The sequence below is a fragment of the Mycolicibacterium wolinskyi str. Jessa 2025 genome (genome assembly GCF_049241375.1).
Lineage (GTDB): Bacteria > Actinomycetota > Actinomycetes > Mycobacteriales > Mycobacteriaceae > Mycobacterium > Mycobacterium wolinskyi.
Window position 1 is genome coordinate 412,029 of the sequence record NZ_CP185960.1, and the last position, 15,874, is coordinate 427,902.

The window sequence follows — 15,874 nt, forward strand, 5'->3', positions numbered from 1 at the left end:
GGAAAGTGACAGAACGGCGAATCACCGGCGGCACCATCCGAGTCGAGGAACGAGATGGGCTCGTGCGTGCACGCGGCATTCCCTACGGGACTGCCGCGCGATTCGCAGTCGCGAGCCGGCCGTCTGGTCAGGCGTCCGCGACGCGACCCGACCAGGACCGGCCTGCCCGCAACGGCCTTCTCGGCTAGCGTGGGTGACGGGGTCGGTGCTGGACGGTTTGACGACGAGCGAGGACTGCCTGGTGCTCAGCGTCACCGCGCCCGCCGAAGCCCGCGATCTGCCGGTCATGGTGTGGTTTCACGGCGGTGCCTACGTATCGGGCAGCGGGGAGTCACAGAAGTACGATCCGACGCTGCTTGTCCGGGAAGGCAATGTGGTCGTCGTCAACGTGACCTACCGGGTGGGCATTTTCGGCTACCTCGGCCCGGTCGGCGATGACAACCTGGGTCTGCGGGACCAGATCTTGGCGCTGCGCTGGGTGCGCGACAACATCGCCGAGTTCGGTGGCGACCCCGGCAACGTGACGGCGTTCGGGCAGTCCGCCGGAGGTCACTCCGTCATGTCGTTGATGCTCTGCGAGCCAGATCTGTTCCATCGGGCGATCGTGCAGAGCGCCCCGCTGGAGATGGACGAGGGTCGCGACGAGATGGCACAGGCGATGCAGTCCGCGCTCGCGCAGGAGTTGGCCGGCATCGACCCGGTGCAGGCGTCGGTCGACCGGCTGCTGTTGGCGGAGGCCGCCGCCGTGCAGGCGGCGCAACCGTTCGGTTTCCTCGCCGGGCTGGCGTTCGCGCCGCGGTTGGGCCGCGCACCCCTACCTCCCGCGGACGAGGTGGCCGGGCGGATCGCCCACGCCGCCAGCCGGATTGAGCTGCTGGCCGGGTGGACGAAGGACGACGGTGCCCCGTTCGTCGTGATTGCTCCCGAGGCCAGTGCAGAGGCGCTGACGAAGTTCGCGTTCGCCGATCCGACGCGGAGGTTCGTCGAGGCCTGGTCCGCGCACGGCGGCCGGGCGGCGACATACCGTTTCGACTGGACCCCCGAGCAAGCGCCACTCGGCTCCTGCCACTGCATGGAGCTGCCGTTCCTGTTCGGATCGACACAGGCATGGTCGGATGCCTCGATGCTCGGGCCGAACCGGATCATCGACGAGCGGCTGGCAGTGGAAATGCGCACGTGCTGGACGCAATTCGCGCACCGGGGCGTGGAGTCGTTACCCGCTGCGTCGCTGCGATTCGGGTGATCCGCGGCCTCACACTTTTTCGCCGGGCAGCTTGCTCGCCTGCTCGATCCACGACCGAAGCTGCTTCTCGTCGAGCTCGTCGTCCTCGCGGATGTCGAGGTAGCGCACCTCGGGATGCTTGGAGGGCTTCGGCGGCATAGGATCCAGCGAGGCGCCCTTGAGGAACTGCACCTGCACGTAGTGCGTGTAGCACCGGAACGACAGGAACCAGCCCTCGTCCTTGTGGCCGTAGAACGGCTGGTTCCATTTGACGGCTTTGTGCACGCCGGGAACCGTGCGCACGATCAGTTTGTCGAGGCGCTTGCCGACCTGGTGTTTCCAGTCGGGCATCGCCGAGATGTAGTCGCGCACCGGGCCGTTGCCCTCGCCCTTGGGAATCTGTGGATTGCCGCCGGAGAGCAACTTCGGCTCAGTCACGGTGTCTCCCAGGTGAAGCCGTCGGGGTCGGTGAACGGTCCGGCCGACCCGGCGACGACGATACGGTGCGCGCCAGCGCCGTCCGGTGACACGCCGGCGGTCTTGGCCAGATTGCGGCGGCCGAAGAGCGCCAAGGTGATCGGCGGGCCGGCGAATTGCACGTACTTGCTGCCGTAGCTCTTCGCGACTTCGAGCCCGCGCTCGACGTAGAACTGCTTGCTTGCGCCCACGTCGGCGACGCCGAGTTGCAGGACGAACTCGTCGATCTGGCGCGTCTCCGGCCCGCGGTTCTTCTTCGACGACGCGGCGACCGTCCAGATCGTGCCATCGGGGCTCGCGATGACACCGCCGTAACCCCAGAAGGATTTCTTGGGCGGCTTCAACTCCGTCGCACCTGCCTCGAGGGCCGCGCCGACGAACGCGTCGACGGTCGACGGTTGGGGCACCACGAGCGACAGCGTGAACCCGCGGAAACCGTTTGTCGGCGCGTCGGACTGGCGCGTACGCACCGGCAGGTCGCGGCCGAACGCGGCTTTGTGGAAGGCGTCCGTCGCGGCGGGGTCGGGCGTTTCGATCGTGACGTACTCGATGCGGCTCATGACCTGCTTCCTTTCATCGTTGGAACGACCCCGTCGGTTTTGAGAGTAACACTCTCAAATTGAGAGTAGTAGTCTCAACGAGTGACGACCGCCAGGAGACCCGGTCAGGCCAGGACCCGTCTGGCGCGGGCCGCCGTCATCGGGGCGGCCCGCGCCCTGTTCCTCGAACGCGGTTACGGCGCGACGACGATCGAGGCCATCAGTACGGAATCGGACGTGCCGCCGGCTACCGTGTACCGGCTGTTCTCGTCCAAACGCGGAATCCTCAAGGCGATACTCGACGTGTCGATCGCCGGTGACGACGAGCCGGTGTCGCTGCCGGAACGGCCGAAGATCCAGGCGCTCGTCGCGGATCCGGACCCGAAGAACCAGCTGGCAGGCCTGGTTGCCGTCGCCTCGGACGTGAACTCCAGGACCGCGCCCGTCTACCGCATCCTCGTCGGTGCGGCGAGCTCCGACGCCGACGCGGCCGCGCTGCTCGACGACCTGAACAGCCAACGGCGCCAAGGCCAAGGGCAGATCGTGCGGGCACTGGCCCGGTCCGGCGCTCTGCGAGCCGGCCTGGCCGAGCGCGACGCGATCGACATCGTCTACACCCTCATGTCACCCGAGGTGTACCGGCTGATGGTCGTCGACCGGGAATGGCCGCCGCGGAGCTACGAGCGCTGGGTCACGCAGGCCCTGGCCGATTCGCTGCTCCCGCCGTCGACCGGCTGAGCCCGGGCACGATGTCGTCGAGGCTGAAGGTGACGGGCTGCTCGAGTTGTTCGTAGGTGCACGACCGCGGATCCCGGTCGGGGCGCCACCGGTTCAATTGGGCGGTGTGGCGGAAGCGACGGCCCTCCATGTGGTCGTAACGCACCTCGACCACCCGCTCTGGCCGCAGCGGTACGAACGACAGATCCTTGCCTGCGTTCCAGCGCGATCCGCCGCCGTACCTGCGCGCAAGGTCCGGATCGGCCGCCACCTGTGCCGCCCAGTTCCACGGGTGCTCGTCGAAGCTCGTGACGAGTGGCAGTAGTTCGCTGAACAATTGCCGGCGTTTGGCCATCGGGAACGCGCCGATGACGCCGACGGAAGCCAGCTCGCCGTCGGCGGTGTACAGGCCCAGCAACAGCGAGCCGATCGCGTCGTCGGCCTGTTTGTGCACGCGATACCCGGTGACCACGCAGTCGGCGGTCCGTTCGTGCTTGATCTTGAACATGACCCGCTTGTCCGGCTGATAGACGAGGTCGAGCGGCTTGGCGATCACGCCGTCCAGGCCCGCGCCTTCGAACTCGTCGAACCAGCGCTGCGCGATCTCCGCGTCGGTCGTCGCGGGGGTGACGTGGATCTTCGGGCCCGCCTGCGCGAGCGCTTCGCCGAGCGCGACCCGGCGCTCGGCGAACGGGCGTGGCGTGTAGTCCTCGTCGCCCAGCGCGAGGAGGTCGAACGCGATGAACGCCGCGGGCGTCTGCTCGGCGAGCATGGTGACCCGGCTGGCGGCGGGGTGCAGGCGCAGCTGCAGGGCCTCGAAATCCAGGCCGTCGCCCGTCGCGATGACGATTTCCCCGTCGATCACACACCGGTTCGGCAGCTCGGCCTTGGCCGCCGCGACGAGTTCCGGGAAGTACCGCGTCATCGGCCGTTCGTTGCGGCTGCCGAACTCGATGTCGTCGCCGTCACGGAAACAGATCGTCCGAAACCCGTCCCACTTCGGCTCATACGACATGCCCTCGGGAATGTTCTTCACCGGTTTCGACAGCATCGGTGAGACCGGCGGCATGACGGGCAGGTGCATGGAGCCATTGTGGCGTGCGGCGATGACCCTGCCGAGGTCCTACCAACCCGAATTGGGACGGTCTTCTCTGGCTTCTCGCTGTCCGCACTCTTCGCCCACGCTTCCACATGCTGCCAGGCTCGTCATACTCATTGGCGGCTAAGTAGGTGCGTTAATTTCGTCGTTCCTGAACACCGGGATCGAACGTGTCGTGCCATCGCAGGAAATCGTGACCGAGCTTGGCCGGGCATGTGTCGGTGCGTCCATATAAAGTCCTGTCCCGCAACATATTCCGCAGTTTCTGGCTGACGATAGGGGCGTGCAGTGATCAATGTTCTCGACCATGGGGTGACCGGTGACGGGGTCACCAACGATCGTCCGGCAATCAACACAGTGATCGCCACTTACGCGGGCCAGGACACGATCGTGTTCCCGAAAGGCCGGTACCGTCTGCAGGCGACATCGACTGGCGGTCAAGCCGGCCTAAACCAGATCACGTTGCTATCTGGAACGCATCTGTTGGCTGAACCGGGCGCGGTCTTCGAGATCAACAGCCCAGATACTTCCGTGGGAACCTCGTTGTTCCAGGGCGTAGGCACCGAGGAACCCAAGGAGAACTTGCAGGCTGCGGTTGCCGCGGGCACGCAGATTGTGACGCTGCCAGGCGACGCGGTCACGACTTTCGTTGTTGGTGACCTGATCGGGCTACGCTCGAAACTTGATGTTACCCCAGATGTTCCGGGGCGCACAGCGGTGGCGAAAGCGCGTGAGATCCGGCGCGTCGAGTACGTCGAAGGCAACAACCTGATTGTGGACGCGCCGTTTGAGTATGACTACGGGCTGCAGTCCGGTGACGCTTCTTACTCGCAGTTCTGGAAGATCAACCCGATCAAAGATGTGGTGTTGGAGGGAATGCGGTTCGAGCCGGGTCCTGACGTCGACCCAACAAGCGGCGATGACACCACCTACGCCATCAAGTTGCGTCGCAGCCTCGACTGCCGTCTGGAGAACATCGAGCTGCACAACATGACCGGCGGTGTGCACCTGTGGGATTGCTACGACACTCAGATTGACGGGTTGATCGGTGACCGGCTGCCCAAGCAGGATTCCGAGCAAGGCGCTACGTCGTCGGGCTATGTGCTCGCGCTGATCGGTTCGACCACCAACCTCATCGTCGATCGACTGTTCGGCCGGGAATGCCGTCATGTCGTGACCACCACCGGTGACATCTCCGACGGATTGAACTGGGGCGGGCCGATGTTCGTCCAGATCAACAACGCGATCGGGTTCGCCGGCAATAAAGGCGGTACCGCGGTCTTTGACACCCATGAACATGGACGCCATATCAAGTTCAACAACTGCATGGCTGTGGGCGGCGACGATGCGATCGGAAAGATCGCCGCCGGGTTTCAGATCCGCGCCCAATACGTCGAGCTCAACAACTGCACCGCGGTACACCTGCCGTCGGCCGGGGTGCAGCTGCAAGCGACCTGCAGCAATGTCACCATCAACGGCGGCGAGTTCGCCTACAACACCCTGGGTGGCATCGTGCTGCGGGGGTCCAACAACCGTATCCAGGGAGCCCGCATCCACCACAACTTCGACAGCGGAATCTTCGGGCCCTACAACGCCGCGGTCAATGCGATCATCCAAGACTGCGCCATCTATGAGAACTATGGCACTGGTGTGACCGGCTACGGGATCAGGTTGGGCAGCACGGCCGAGGCCGCGACCGGCACTGTCGTGCAGGGCTGCTACATCCCCAAAGGAACCGGGACCGCGCAAACGTACTCGATCTGGAGCGCCAACAACACCACCAAGATCACCGATTGCCTCCTGCCTGGCTATGGCGCCGGCCGGACCGGTTTCGGCGGCACCCTCACCGGGGCAACCGTCACCAACACAACCGTCGACGGCGGAATCATCGGCATCAGCGCCAGCATCCCGCCGGCAAGTGCAACCTCGCCCGGAACACCCGGCCAGATCGCGTGGGATGCCAACTACCTCTACCAGTGCATAGCTGCCAACCAGTGGAAACGCACACCTCTGAGTGCTTGGTAGAACGCCACAGCGACGTCGCCGTAGAGCGATCAACATGAGTCGCCGGTCCGGCGCCATCAGCAGACACGCTTCGACCGACCGACATTCCGTAGCGTGACGAGATGGCGCAGGACTGGCGAACCATCACTGGGTGCAGAGGCGTCCCCCTTTTCTGCGGGTTCGGTCAATTACGGTCATGCCAGCGAAAAGCCGCCGCCAGCAGTTAATTTCGAGCCAAGCCGTGACTTTGATCTGTGGATGGCGGCGGACCTGACAGCGGTTTAGGCTGCAGCCATGAGGGGGACTCTTGCTGGCTTGGTGCTATTGCTTGTCGCGTTGACAGGCTGCCGCCAAGCGCCAACCATGCCCGAGCCGACACACGTCACACTCACCCCGCCTGGAGGGCAGTCCTCGGCGGTCGCTGCACCGTCGTTGGCCGCTACGAAACGGATCGCAGTCATTGGTGACTCCTACACCTCAGGTGCTGGCGCACAGCCGTGGCCGCAGATTGTGTGGGATCGCCTTAGCGAAGACGACATCGACGTCGACGCCGTCGTCAAGGGCCAAGGGGGGTCGGGTTACGTCACGCCCGGCAGCGACGGCGGCACTACTTTCGCTCAACGCGTCGCGACTACCGTGCGACCCGACGACACGCTGATCGTATTCTTCGGCTCGCGCAACGACCGCGGCGTGCCCGCCGACAAGCTCAGTGAAGCCGTGCGATCGAGTTATGCCGAAGCCAAACAGATCGCACCGGCCGCCCGATTGCTCGTTATCGGACCCGCCTGGCCCACTGCCCCAGCGCCCCCCGAGATCGAAGCAGTGCGAAACGTCGTGCGCGAACAAGCCGCCGCCGCCAAAGCCACATTCCTTGACCCCCTTGCCGAGGGCTGGCTGGTCGGTGATCCCGCACTGATCCAGCCTGACGGCATCCATCCCACCGACGCCGGCCAAGTTGTCCTCGCCGACAAGCTCACCCCGGCCATCAAGGCCCAACTGCAACAAGCGTCCCCATCTGCACCGTGAGGCGAAACTAGGCAGGCAAATCGGGGCGGAGAGCTCCGGCTGCTGGCAACGCAGAACCTGACCCAAGTCAGGTCATGGTCGAGATTGACGTCATGAGGCCCGCCTTCGCCAACTTCGATGATATTGCCCCGGCTTGCTGGTCTACGTGAGTATGGAACCCGTGGACTTACCAGTGCAGCCGCCGATCGAACCGATGCTTGCCAAGGCGCAAGTGAAGGTGCCCGATGAGGCAGGGGTGTGGTCGTACGAGCCGAAGTGGGACGGCTTTCGCGCGCTGGTGTTCCGCGACGGCGACGACGTGGTGCTGCAATCCCGCAACGGAAAAGAACTCGGCCGGTACTTTCCTGAGCTTCTCGATGCGCTGCGCGACGAACTCGTCGACCGTTGTGTGCTCGACGGCGAGATCGTGGTGCCGCGCGAGATCGGCGGTCGTATCCGGCTCGACTGGGAATCACTGTCGCAACGCGTCCACCCTGCCGCGAGCCGGATCAAGATGCTGTCCGAGCAGACGCCCGCGCACTTCATCGGATTCGATGCGCTGGCGATGGAAGACCGCTCACTGATGGGCGAGCCGTTCCGGGTGCGGCGTGCGGCGCTGGCCGAGGCTGTCAAGAACAAGCAGTGGTGCCACGTCACGCGCACCACCGAGGACCCGGAACTGGGCACGCAGTGGCTCAAGACCTTTGAGGGTGCCGGGCTCGACGGCGTCGTCGCCAAAAGGCTTGACGGACCGTATCTGCCCGGCAAGCGCGAGATGGTCAAGGTGAAACATCACCGCGACGCGGACTGCGTGGCGATCGGATACCGCATCCACAAGAGCGGCGAAGGCATCGGGTCGATCCTGCTCGGCCTTTACCGTGCCGACGGTGAACTCCAAATGGTCGGCGGCGCAGCGTCGTTCACCGCCAAGGACCGCCTCAAGCTGCTGGCCGATCTCGAACCGCTGCGCGAAGGCGACGGGGTGCGGGAGGGCGATCCGAGCCGGTGGAACTCGGCAGCCGACAAGCGCTGGATCCCGGTGCGGCCGGAAAAGGTGTGCGAGGTCGCCTACGACCAGATGGAAGGCAACACCGAACACGGAGCCGGGCTGCCGGCGACATCAGGCCATGGGCAACGGTTCCGGCACGCGGTGAAATTCCTCCGGTGGCGCCCGGACCGCGAGCCGTCGAGCTGCACGTTCGACCAGCTGGACACCCCGCTGAACTACGACCTCTACGACGTTCTGGAGAAACAGTAATGCCAACGCCTGCAACGGAACTCGATGTCGACGGGGTCAAGGTCCGGCTGACCAACCCGGACAAGGTGTACTTCCCGAAGCTGGGCAAGGCCGGGACGAAGGGCAAGCTGGTCGAGTACTACCTCAGCGTCGCCCCCGGCCCGATGCTCGCGCTGCTGAAAGACCGGCCCACGCACCTGCAGCGGTTCCCCGACGGCATCGAGGGGGAGGAGATCTACCAGAAGCGGGTGCCGCAAAAGCATCCCGACTATCTGGAGACCTGCGTCGTCACCTTTCCGTCCGGCCGCACGGCCGACGCGTTGAAGGTCACGCATCCGGCGTCGATCATCTGGGCCGCCCAGATGGGCACGGTCACGCTGCACCCTTGGCAGGTGCGTTGCCCCGACACCGAGCATCCCGACGAGTTGCGCATCGACCTCGACCCGCAACCCGGGACGGGTTTCAAGGAGGCCCGCACGATCGCGTGCGACGTGCTCAAACCGCTGCTCGACGAACTCGGCTTGATCGGTTACCCGAAGACCTCGGGTGGCCGCGGTGTGCATGTGTTCCTGCGGATCAAGCCGGACTGGGACTTCATCGAAGTGCGCCGGGCCGGGATCGCACTCGCCCGCGAGGTCGAGCGTCGTGCCCCCGACGCGGTGACCACATCCTGGTGGAAGGAGGAACGCGGCGAGCGGTTGTTCATCGACTACAACCAGAACGCGCGCGACCGCACCTTTGCCTCGGCATACTCGGCCCGCAAGACCCCGATCGCCACGGTGTCGACACCGTTGAGCTGGGACGAACTACGCGACGCCGACCCGGACGACTATACGATCGCGACCGTGCCGGATTTCCTTGCCGGACGCGAGGATCCGTGGGCCGACATCGATTCGAAGAAGCAATCGCTCAAGCCACTGCTCGACATGGTCGCCGCCGATGAAGAACGCGGCCTCGGCGATTTGCCTTATCCGCCAAGCTATCCCAAGATGCCCGGCGAACCGCCGCGGGTGCAGCCCAGCAAGAAGGTCGCCGAGCACTGGGACGAGCAAGGCAACCGGCGCCAGGACTAACCGTCGCCGTTTGTCGGTGGTGGTTGTGGTTGGAAGGGTTCGTACCACCACCAGTCGGCGCGTTCGCCGGTGGGTCCGGGGCAGGGTGGTACTGCGGGTGGGGGTGTGGTTGGTGGTTGGGCGAGTGAGCCGCCGTGCAGGGGCTGGCCGGCATGGTCGGTGACGATGAGTTGGTGGGCGGGTCCGGTGATGGTGATTTCGCCGTGGTGGTGTGATCGGTGGTGGTGGGGGCAGACCAGGACGAGGTTGGACAGTTCGGTGGGTCCGCCGTCTTCCCAGTGGATGATGTGGTGGGCGTGCAGGCCGCGGGTGGCGCCGCAGCCGGGGACCACGCAGCAGCGGTCGCGATGCTCGAGTGCGCGGCGGAGCCGGCGGTTGACGGTGCGGGTGGTTCGTCCTGCGCCGATGACGTGGCCGTGTTGTTCGAACCAGGCCTCGCAGGTGGCATCGCAGGTCAGGTATTGGCGTTCGGCGTCGGTGAGTAGTGGGCCCAGATGTAGGGCGGCGATGCGCTTGTCGATGTCGAGGTGCACGACGATGGTGGTGTGTTGGCCGTGGGGTCGGGCCGCGACGTCGGTGTCCCAGCCCGCTTCGATCAGGCTCATGAACGCATCGACGGTGTTCGGGAACGGCGGGGCCTGCTCGGAGTTCTCGTGGTCGCGTTTCCAGTTGGCGATTTGGGCGTCGTGATGGGACTGCATGGCGGTGTCGAGTTTCGCGGCTTCGACCCGCGGCAGGGTGATGCGGTAGGTGGTGTAGTCGTCGTGGACGTCTTTGGTGATTTCGCGTTTGGGTTCGGGCGGGGGTTTCGGGTCGGGGTGGGGTTCGAGTTTGACGGCGGTGCGTAGTTGGTTGACGGTGGCGACGGCGGCCAGTTGCGCGTAGTGCGCATCGGATCCGTCGGCGGCGCGTTCGGCGATGACCCCGACCTGATCGAGGGACAGCTTGCCGTCGCGCATTGCTTCGGTGCAGCGTGGGAACTCGTCGAGGCGGCGCGCGACCGCCATCATCGTGTCGGCGTTGCGGGGTGTCACGCCGGTTTTCCAGGCCACCAGCGCCGACATCGACCGGGCCCCGGTGGCGCCCCACAGCTCGTCACGCTCGATCTCGGCGACAATCTCGACAAGGCGCGCATCGATGGCGTTGCGCTGACCGCACAACTGCGCGACCTCGCCGAACAACACCTCCAGCCGCTCGCAGGGTGACCCCTCAGCGGCGAAAGATGCTGCGCTAGCGGACATATCGCCATCATGGCAGAGGGGTACGACAAGTTCTGAGCCGCTGAGCTTTCGCGATGAACCGGATGATCAACGCTGCGAGGACGATCAGTAGGAACGGCCCGTAGAACTCCGTGTAGGTGACGCCGCGGCGCCAGTAGGCGATGAAGAACGCGAACCAGATGACGTAACTTCCCGTGAGATGCAGTGCTTTCCAATGCCGGTACTGCATCCGGTGCGCGACGCCGTCGAATGAGGTGATCGTCATGGCGATGATGAACCCGTAGGCGATGAAGTCGACGACATAGATCGCGTGCGGAGTGTGGTCGACGCCCGTCTGGAACCGCTGCGCGTTCAAGATGATCGTGGCGACGATGAACACGGCGTGGACAGCGTGAGATCCGGCGAAGGCGACGCCGAGATAACGACGGTTGCGCCGAATCCATTTCGTGGTCGCGGTCGGCCACAACTGGTAGAGCGATGACGCGGTGAACCCGAGCAAGAAGAGGACTGCTGAGGTGCGGGCGGTGATTCGGATCCCGAGATTGGCCCCGCCGGCACCGCCGACCGCGGTCGCGGCGATAGTGGCGAAGATCGCGATCGCGAAGACGAGAGCCCACGTCAGTCTCCATCCCGACAGGGCGGTGACGATGGGACTGTTGCGCGGCGGTGCTGGGCGGCGGGGCGTGACGGCCGTCGTGTGCGCCTCGTGTGGCGTGGTCTCGGTCATGAGGGAAGTCTCGGGTGGCCCGGGGGACGCAACTACCGGGCTGGCGGGAGTCCGTCGGTAGGGCTAGCAGTAAGAGTCGGCGCGGTGTGGCCGCGGCTGCAACAGCGGTTGGCCCAGCCCTCACTATCGTGTGATGATGCGAACGTCGGCGGCCATGCCGACAGCCAGAGGTTGGGACGGTCAAGCAGTGGCGAGACCACCTCGAACGGTCCGCAGTATCGACTGCTGCCTGTTTATGAACCGATGGAGCGTGTTGCTTGACCAACCCGGAAGCCCTGGTTCCACCCGGAACGACGATCGACCTCGACAACTGCGCCCGCGAGCCCATTCACATTCCCGGCAGCATTCAGCCGCGCGGTGTGCTCGCGGTGGTGCGGGAGTCCGACTTCGAGGTACGCCAGGTCAGCGCGAACGTCGATGACCTGCTCGCGCGGCCCGTCGATGCCGTCCTCGGCCGGCACCTCTCAGCGCTCATGGGCGCCGACCAAGCCGCCCGCGTCGAAGGTGTCGTGTCGGCATTCCGCGATCTGCGCCAGCGCAATCCGGTCGAGTGCGTCATTGACGTCGGCGGTGAACCGCGCGAGTTCGACGTCATCCTGCACCGTGAGCCGAACGGGATGCTGCTGGTCGAATTGGAGATCGCGTACGGCGAGCGTCCGTACTCGTATCCGAACACGTACCAGGCCGTGCGCAGCTCGGTGGAGGAACTGAACCGGGCTGACACGCTCTTCGAACTCTATGACGCGAGCGCGCGCGCCGTCCGTGACCTCACCGGCTTCGACCGCGTGATGGTGTACCGCTACGACGACAGCTACAACGGCGAGGTCGTTGCCGAGTCCAAGCGCGACGACCTCAATCCGTTCCTCGGCCTGCACTATCCGTCCACCGACATCCCGGCGCAGGCGCGGGCGCTTTACGAAAAGAACTGGCTTCGGCTCATTTCCGACGTCAACTACACGCCCGCCAAGCTCGTGCCGGCCGTCGACCCGGCGATCGGCACACCGACCGACCTGACGTATGCGACGCTCCGCAGCGTCTCGCCCATCCACATCGAGTACCTGCAGAACATGGGTGTCCACGCCTCGATGTCCATCTCCTTGCTGCGGCACGGCCGACTGTGGGGACTCATCGCGTGCCACCACTACTCCGGGCCGCACCTCCCGCCATTCGGTGCTCGAGCGGCAGCCGAGTTTCTCGGCTCGACCCTGTCACTGCGGCTCGTCGACCAGTTCGAAGAAGACCAGCTGAACAAGCGGCTGGGCACGCAGGCGGTGCTCGCGAAACTCATGGCAGCCACGATCGATGACCGCGCCCCGATCGCGGCCGCGTTGCTCGGCGGGCCCGATCTGCTCGACTTGGTGCCCGCCGACGGCGTCGTCGTCCACATCCAAGGCGAGCGACAGGTGCTCGGGACGGTTCCGCCACCGGCAATCGTGTCGGCCGTGATCGACTGGGCGCGCGGTGCAGGCGAAGAAGTCGCCAGCAGCGAATGCCTGTCGCACTCGCTGCCCGACATCGAGCTCGATCCGCAGGTTGCCGCCGGCGCACTCGTGCTCGACCTGCCCGACGGGCAGCATGCCGTCTGGTTCCGGCGTGAGGTCCTGCGCTCGGTGGACTGGGGAGGCGACCCGCACAACAAGGCGATCGCCATCAGCGAGGGGCGCGACGGCAGAGAGGTCCGGCTCAGCCCGCGCAAGTCGTTCGATCGGTGGCGCGAGATCGTCCGTCGACGCAGCCAACCCTGGACCGCGATCGAGAGCGAAGCCGCCGAAGCGCTGCGGCGCCATCTGGTCGAATCGCTCTACAGCCGCACGCGCGGTGAGTTGCGTATGGCCGAAACCCTGCAGCGCAGCCTGTTGCCGCAGTCGATTCCGACGCCCGACAACTGGCAACTGTCGGCGCATTACGAACCGGCCGCCGGTGGTCGCGTCGGCGGAGATTGGTACGACGCGTTCGAACTTCGCGACGGCCGGTTGATCGTCCTGATCGGCGACGTCGCCGGCCACGGCATCACCGCGGCCGGCACGATGGCCCAGTTGCGAAATGCCTTGCGCGCGTATCTGTTCGCCGGTTCCACGCCCGCGGAAGCGTTGAACCACCTCAACGATTTCAGCCTCAACATGGTGTCGAGGGCGTTCGCGACGGTGCTGGCGGCCCGCGTCGATCTGAGCACCGGGCACGTCGACGCCGCGTGTGCCGGGCACCTCATGCCGTACCTGGTGGATTCGGGGTCGGCGGCAGTTCCGGCGCCACTGCGGCTGTCCCCACCGATCGGCGTCCGGGGCGTTGACTACGCGCCCAGCACGTTCACCGTCGAGCAGGGGACCGGGCTGGTCATGTTCTCCGACGGTCTGGTGGAACGCCGCGGGCAGGCGATCGACGACAGACTCGACCGATTGGCCGCGGTGCTCGCCGGCGCAGGCGATGTGACGGCTTCGTGGATCTCCGAGGCGATGGAATCCGCCGACGCCGACGATGACGTCACGGTCGTCACGTTGCGGCGCCGGTCGGTACCGTCGATCTGATGCAAGACACCCCGGCCGCCGAGGTCGAAACAGTTGCCCGTACGCGCCCCCGTCGCCGATGGCGCCGGCTGCTTGTCGTGGCGGCCATCATGTTGCTGCTGCTCGGGCCGCCGTGGTGGACGCTGTTGTCGTCGGGCACCCAGTGGCCTCCCGCCGTGATCATCGCTGGGACAGTCGTTTTCGCGTGCGCGTTCATCGGGTTGCCGCTGATGATGACCCTCGGCCACGGCCGTCGGCACCGGGACTGGGCGGCCGCCACGGGCGACGCGCTGCTCGGCGTGATGTGGGTGCTGTTCGTGTGGTCGGTGCTGGCCCAACTAGTGAGGCTGGCGCTGTTCGTGTTCGGCGTGCCCGACCCCGATCGGTCACGGATCGTGGCGGGCGCGGTCGTGATCGTCGTCGTCGCCGTGCTGGCGTGGGGTTATGCCGAAGCGATGCGAGTGCCGCGCATCAGACGCGTCGACGTCGACATCGCGAGGCTGGGCAGCGGACTGGACGGCCTGCGCGTCGCGGTGATCACCGACACCCACTACGGGCCGATAGACCGCAGCCGCTGGTCGGCATCGGTGGTGGATCGCGTCAATGAGCTTGACGCCGATGTCGTGTGCCACGTCGGCGACATCGCCGACGGAACCGTGGACGTCCGTGAGGCACAGGCCAGACCGCTTGCCGCGGCGCGGGCCCGGCTCGCCCGCGTGTACGTCACGGGCAACCACGAGTACTTCAGTGAGGCGCAAGGCTGGCTCGACTACATCGACGGCATCGGATGGGACGCGCTGCACAATCGCCACATCGTCGTCGAACGCAACGGGGACAAGCTGATCATCGCGGGCGTCGACGATGCGACCGCCCAGGCGTCCGGCGTCGCCGGGCACGGGGCGAATCTCGAAGCGGCGCTTGCGGGTAGCGATCCGGCGCTTCCGGTGATGCTGCTCGCGCATCAGCCCAAGCAAGTCGTCACGGCCGTGGCCGCGGGAGTCGACCTCCAGCTCTCCGGGCACACGCACGGCGGTCAGATCTGGCCGTTCAATTTTCTGGTCAGGCTCGAGCAGCCCGTCGTACAGGGGTTGAGCCGACACGGCGACCGCACCCAGCTCTACACGAGTCGCGGCACCGGGTTTTGGGGTCCACCGTTCCGGGTGTTCGCGCCGAGCGAGATCACGCTGTTGACGCTGCGCAGTGAGGGATGACTACCGGGAATTCGAGAACTCGACGAGTCGCTCGACCAATTGGGCAGGCGCGTCCTCTGGCAGCAGATGGCCTGCCTCATCGATCCAGGTGAATCCCTGATGGGTGACCCGTTGTTCGATCCACTCCCCGTGGTGTGGGGGCAAGATCTGATCGTCGCGTCCCCACAACAAACACACCGGGATATCGATCGTGTCCAGTAGGTGCTCGTACGAGGCGGTGTCGTCTTGGCTCAGCTGTCGGTATTGCCGGTAGAACGCGGCCTGTCCGTCGGGACCCAGCCACGGCGTCAGATACGCCTCGAGGATTCCCGGGCGATAGCCCTGATGAGTGCCGTTGCGCAGGTGCGCGGTCACCAAAGCCTCATGCGCGTAGGCGGGAAGCTGTTCGAAGACGCCATGGTGTTGACGGATGAGAGCGAACAGGCCGTGCTCCCAACTTCCGCCGGTGACGGCATCGAAGAGTGTCAGGTCTGAGTACGTCGCGTCTTCGAGCAACAACGCCCGCAGCACGATCGCCCCGCCGATGTCGCAGGCAACGACGCTGGGGCGCTGGAGATTCCAATGACCAAGCAGCTCTGCGAAATTGCGTGCTTGGCCTGCGATGGTGAGGTCCTGACCGTCTCGTTTGTCGGATTGACCGTAGCCGAGATGATCGAAGACGTAGACCTGCCGTCCGTGGCGGACGAGCGCGCCGGCGACGTCGCGCCACAGAAATGACGAGTACGGCGTGCCATGGACGAGCACGATCGGGGGCCCTTCGCCGAAGGAGTCCCAGCGCACGGCCCCGTCTTCGAGCTCAACTGACTTGGTCAGCGTCCACATCAGCCGAATCCTCCAAA

General features: G+C 65.6%; 15 protein-coding genes. 9 read left to right on the forward strand and 6 right to left on the reverse strand.

Annotated elements, in window-relative coordinates:
• The first annotated feature begins 5 nt into the window (after positions 1 to 5).
• Together ACOI2T_RS02140 and ACOI2T_RS02145 are read left to right on the forward strand one after the other, a co-directional pair.
• Positions 6 to 188 (forward strand): hypothetical protein, encoded by a 183-nt coding sequence (locus tag ACOI2T_RS02140; protein ID WP_409502446.1) that lies wholly within the window; start codon positions 6 to 8, stop codon positions 186 to 188.
• On the forward strand, positions 101 to 1,243 hold the full coding sequence (locus ACOI2T_RS02145) for a carboxylesterase family protein (protein ID WP_409502738.1): 1,143 nt from the start codon (positions 101 to 103) through the stop codon (positions 1,241 to 1,243). The genes ACOI2T_RS02140 and ACOI2T_RS02145 overlap by 88 nt, the downstream gene beginning before the upstream one ends.
• 9 nt (positions 1,244 to 1,252) lie before the next feature.
• On the opposite strand, the gene ACOI2T_RS02150 is transcribed toward ACOI2T_RS02145, so the two are convergent.
• Positions 1,253 to 1,660: a DUF1801 domain-containing protein gene (locus ACOI2T_RS02150; RefSeq protein ID WP_409502447.1), complete on the reverse strand. Its 408-nt coding sequence runs from the start codon at positions 1,658 to 1,660 to the stop codon at positions 1,253 to 1,255.
• Positions 1,657 to 2,259, reverse strand: coding sequence for a glyoxalase (locus tag ACOI2T_RS02155; protein ID WP_409502448.1), 603 nt, complete (start codon positions 2,257 to 2,259; stop codon positions 1,657 to 1,659). The genes ACOI2T_RS02150 and ACOI2T_RS02155 overlap by 4 nt, the downstream gene beginning before the upstream one ends.
• An 81-nt stretch (positions 2,260 to 2,340) precedes the next feature.
• Between ACOI2T_RS02155 and ACOI2T_RS02160 the strand changes: the two genes are divergently transcribed.
• The gene (locus ACOI2T_RS02160; protein ID WP_409502449.1) at positions 2,341 to 2,976 is read left to right on the forward strand and encodes a TetR/AcrR family transcriptional regulator; all 636 of its coding nucleotides are present in this window, start codon (positions 2,341 to 2,343) and stop codon (positions 2,974 to 2,976) included.
• On the opposite strand, the gene ACOI2T_RS02165 is transcribed toward ACOI2T_RS02160, so the two are convergent.
• Positions 2,930 to 4,039, reverse strand: a complete 1,110-nt coding sequence (locus ACOI2T_RS02165; protein ID WP_409502450.1) for an ATP-dependent DNA ligase — start codon at positions 4,037 to 4,039, stop codon at positions 2,930 to 2,932. The two genes, ACOI2T_RS02160 and ACOI2T_RS02165, sit on opposite strands and share 47 nt — an antisense overlap.
• A gap of 303 nt (positions 4,040 to 4,342) precedes the next feature.
• Between ACOI2T_RS02165 and ACOI2T_RS02170 the strand changes: the two genes are divergently transcribed.
• The 4 genes from ACOI2T_RS02170 to ligD all read left to right on the forward strand — a co-directional run bounded on the left by ACOI2T_RS02170 (position 4,343) and on the right by ligD (position 9,373).
• Entirely contained in the window at positions 4,343 to 6,079 is a 1,737-nt protein-coding gene (locus tag ACOI2T_RS02170; protein WP_409502451.1) for a right-handed parallel beta-helix repeat-containing protein, read from the forward strand.
• Positions 6,080 to 6,568: 489 nt separating this feature from the next.
• Positions 6,569 to 7,084, forward strand: coding sequence for an SGNH/GDSL hydrolase family protein (locus tag ACOI2T_RS02175; RefSeq protein ID WP_421875699.1), 516 nt, complete (start codon positions 6,569 to 6,571; stop codon positions 7,082 to 7,084).
• A 151-nt stretch (positions 7,085 to 7,235) separates the two neighbouring features.
• Entirely contained in the window at positions 7,236 to 8,321 is a 1,086-nt protein-coding gene (locus ACOI2T_RS02180) for an ATP-dependent DNA ligase (protein WP_409502739.1), read from the forward strand.
• Positions 8,321 to 9,373 carry a non-homologous end-joining DNA ligase gene (ligD, locus tag ACOI2T_RS02185; protein ID WP_409502453.1) on the forward strand — a complete coding sequence of 351 codons (1,053 nt, stop codon included), beginning with the start codon at positions 8,321 to 8,323 and terminating at the stop codon, positions 9,371 to 9,373. Before ACOI2T_RS02180 ends, ligD begins: the two co-directional genes overlap by 1 nt.
• Here ligD and ACOI2T_RS02190 read toward each other — a convergent pair.
• On the reverse strand, positions 9,370 to 10,614 hold the full coding sequence (locus tag ACOI2T_RS02190; protein WP_409502454.1) for an HNH endonuclease signature motif containing protein: 1,245 nt from the start codon (positions 10,612 to 10,614) through the stop codon (positions 9,370 to 9,372). The two genes, ligD and ACOI2T_RS02190, sit on opposite strands and share 4 nt — an antisense overlap.
• A gap of 7 nt (positions 10,615 to 10,621) precedes the next feature.
• The gene (locus ACOI2T_RS02195) at positions 10,622 to 11,320 is read right to left on the reverse strand and encodes a hypothetical protein (protein ID WP_409502455.1); all 699 of its coding nucleotides are present in this window, start codon (positions 11,318 to 11,320) and stop codon (positions 10,622 to 10,624) included.
• Positions 11,321 to 11,577: 257 nt separating this feature from the next.
• Between ACOI2T_RS02195 and ACOI2T_RS02200 the strand changes: the two genes are divergently transcribed.
• Positions 11,578 to 13,845, forward strand: coding sequence for a SpoIIE family protein phosphatase (locus tag ACOI2T_RS02200; RefSeq protein WP_409502456.1), 2,268 nt, complete (start codon positions 11,578 to 11,580; stop codon positions 13,843 to 13,845).
• Positions 13,845 to 15,035 carry a metallophosphoesterase gene (locus ACOI2T_RS02205; RefSeq protein WP_409502457.1) on the forward strand — a complete coding sequence of 397 codons (1,191 nt, stop codon included), beginning with the start codon at positions 13,845 to 13,847 and terminating at the stop codon, positions 15,033 to 15,035. Before ACOI2T_RS02200 ends, ACOI2T_RS02205 begins: the two co-directional genes overlap by 1 nt.
• On the opposite strand, the gene ACOI2T_RS02210 is transcribed toward ACOI2T_RS02205, so the two are convergent.
• Positions 15,036 to 15,857 (reverse strand): alpha/beta fold hydrolase, encoded by an 822-nt coding sequence (locus tag ACOI2T_RS02210; RefSeq protein WP_409502458.1) that lies wholly within the window; start codon positions 15,855 to 15,857, stop codon positions 15,036 to 15,038.
• Positions 15,858 to 15,874 lie beyond the last annotated feature (17 nt).

What these genes read in the sequence shown, in the direction of transcription:
- ACOI2T_RS02155 (WP_409502448.1), bottom strand. Translation starts at nt 2,259, where the DNA reads ATGAGCCGCATCGAGTACGTCACGATCGAAACGCCCGACCCCGCCGCG.
- ACOI2T_RS02165 (WP_409502450.1), bottom strand. Translation starts at nt 4,039, where the DNA reads ATGCACCTGCCCGTCATGCCGCCGGTCTCACCGATGCTGTCGAAACCG.
- ACOI2T_RS02180 (WP_409502739.1), top strand. Translation starts at nt 7,236, where the DNA reads ATGGAACCCGTGGACTTACCAGTGCAGCCGCCGATCGAACCGATGCTT.
- ligD (WP_409502453.1), top strand. Translation starts at nt 8,321, where the DNA reads ATGCCAACGCCTGCAACGGAACTCGATGTCGACGGGGTCAAGGTCCGG.
- ACOI2T_RS02190 (WP_409502454.1), bottom strand. Translation starts at nt 10,614, where the DNA reads ATGTCCGCTAGCGCAGCATCTTTCGCCGCTGAGGGGTCACCCTGCGAG.
- ACOI2T_RS02195 (WP_409502455.1), bottom strand. Translation starts at nt 11,320, where the DNA reads ATGACCGAGACCACGCCACACGAGGCGCACACGACGGCCGTCACGCCC.
- ACOI2T_RS02205 (WP_409502457.1), top strand. Translation starts at nt 13,845, where the DNA reads ATGCAAGACACCCCGGCCGCCGAGGTCGAAACAGTTGCCCGTACGCGC.
- ACOI2T_RS02210 (WP_409502458.1), bottom strand. Translation starts at nt 15,857, where the DNA reads ATGTGGACGCTGACCAAGTCAGTTGAGCTCGAAGACGGGGCCGTGCGC.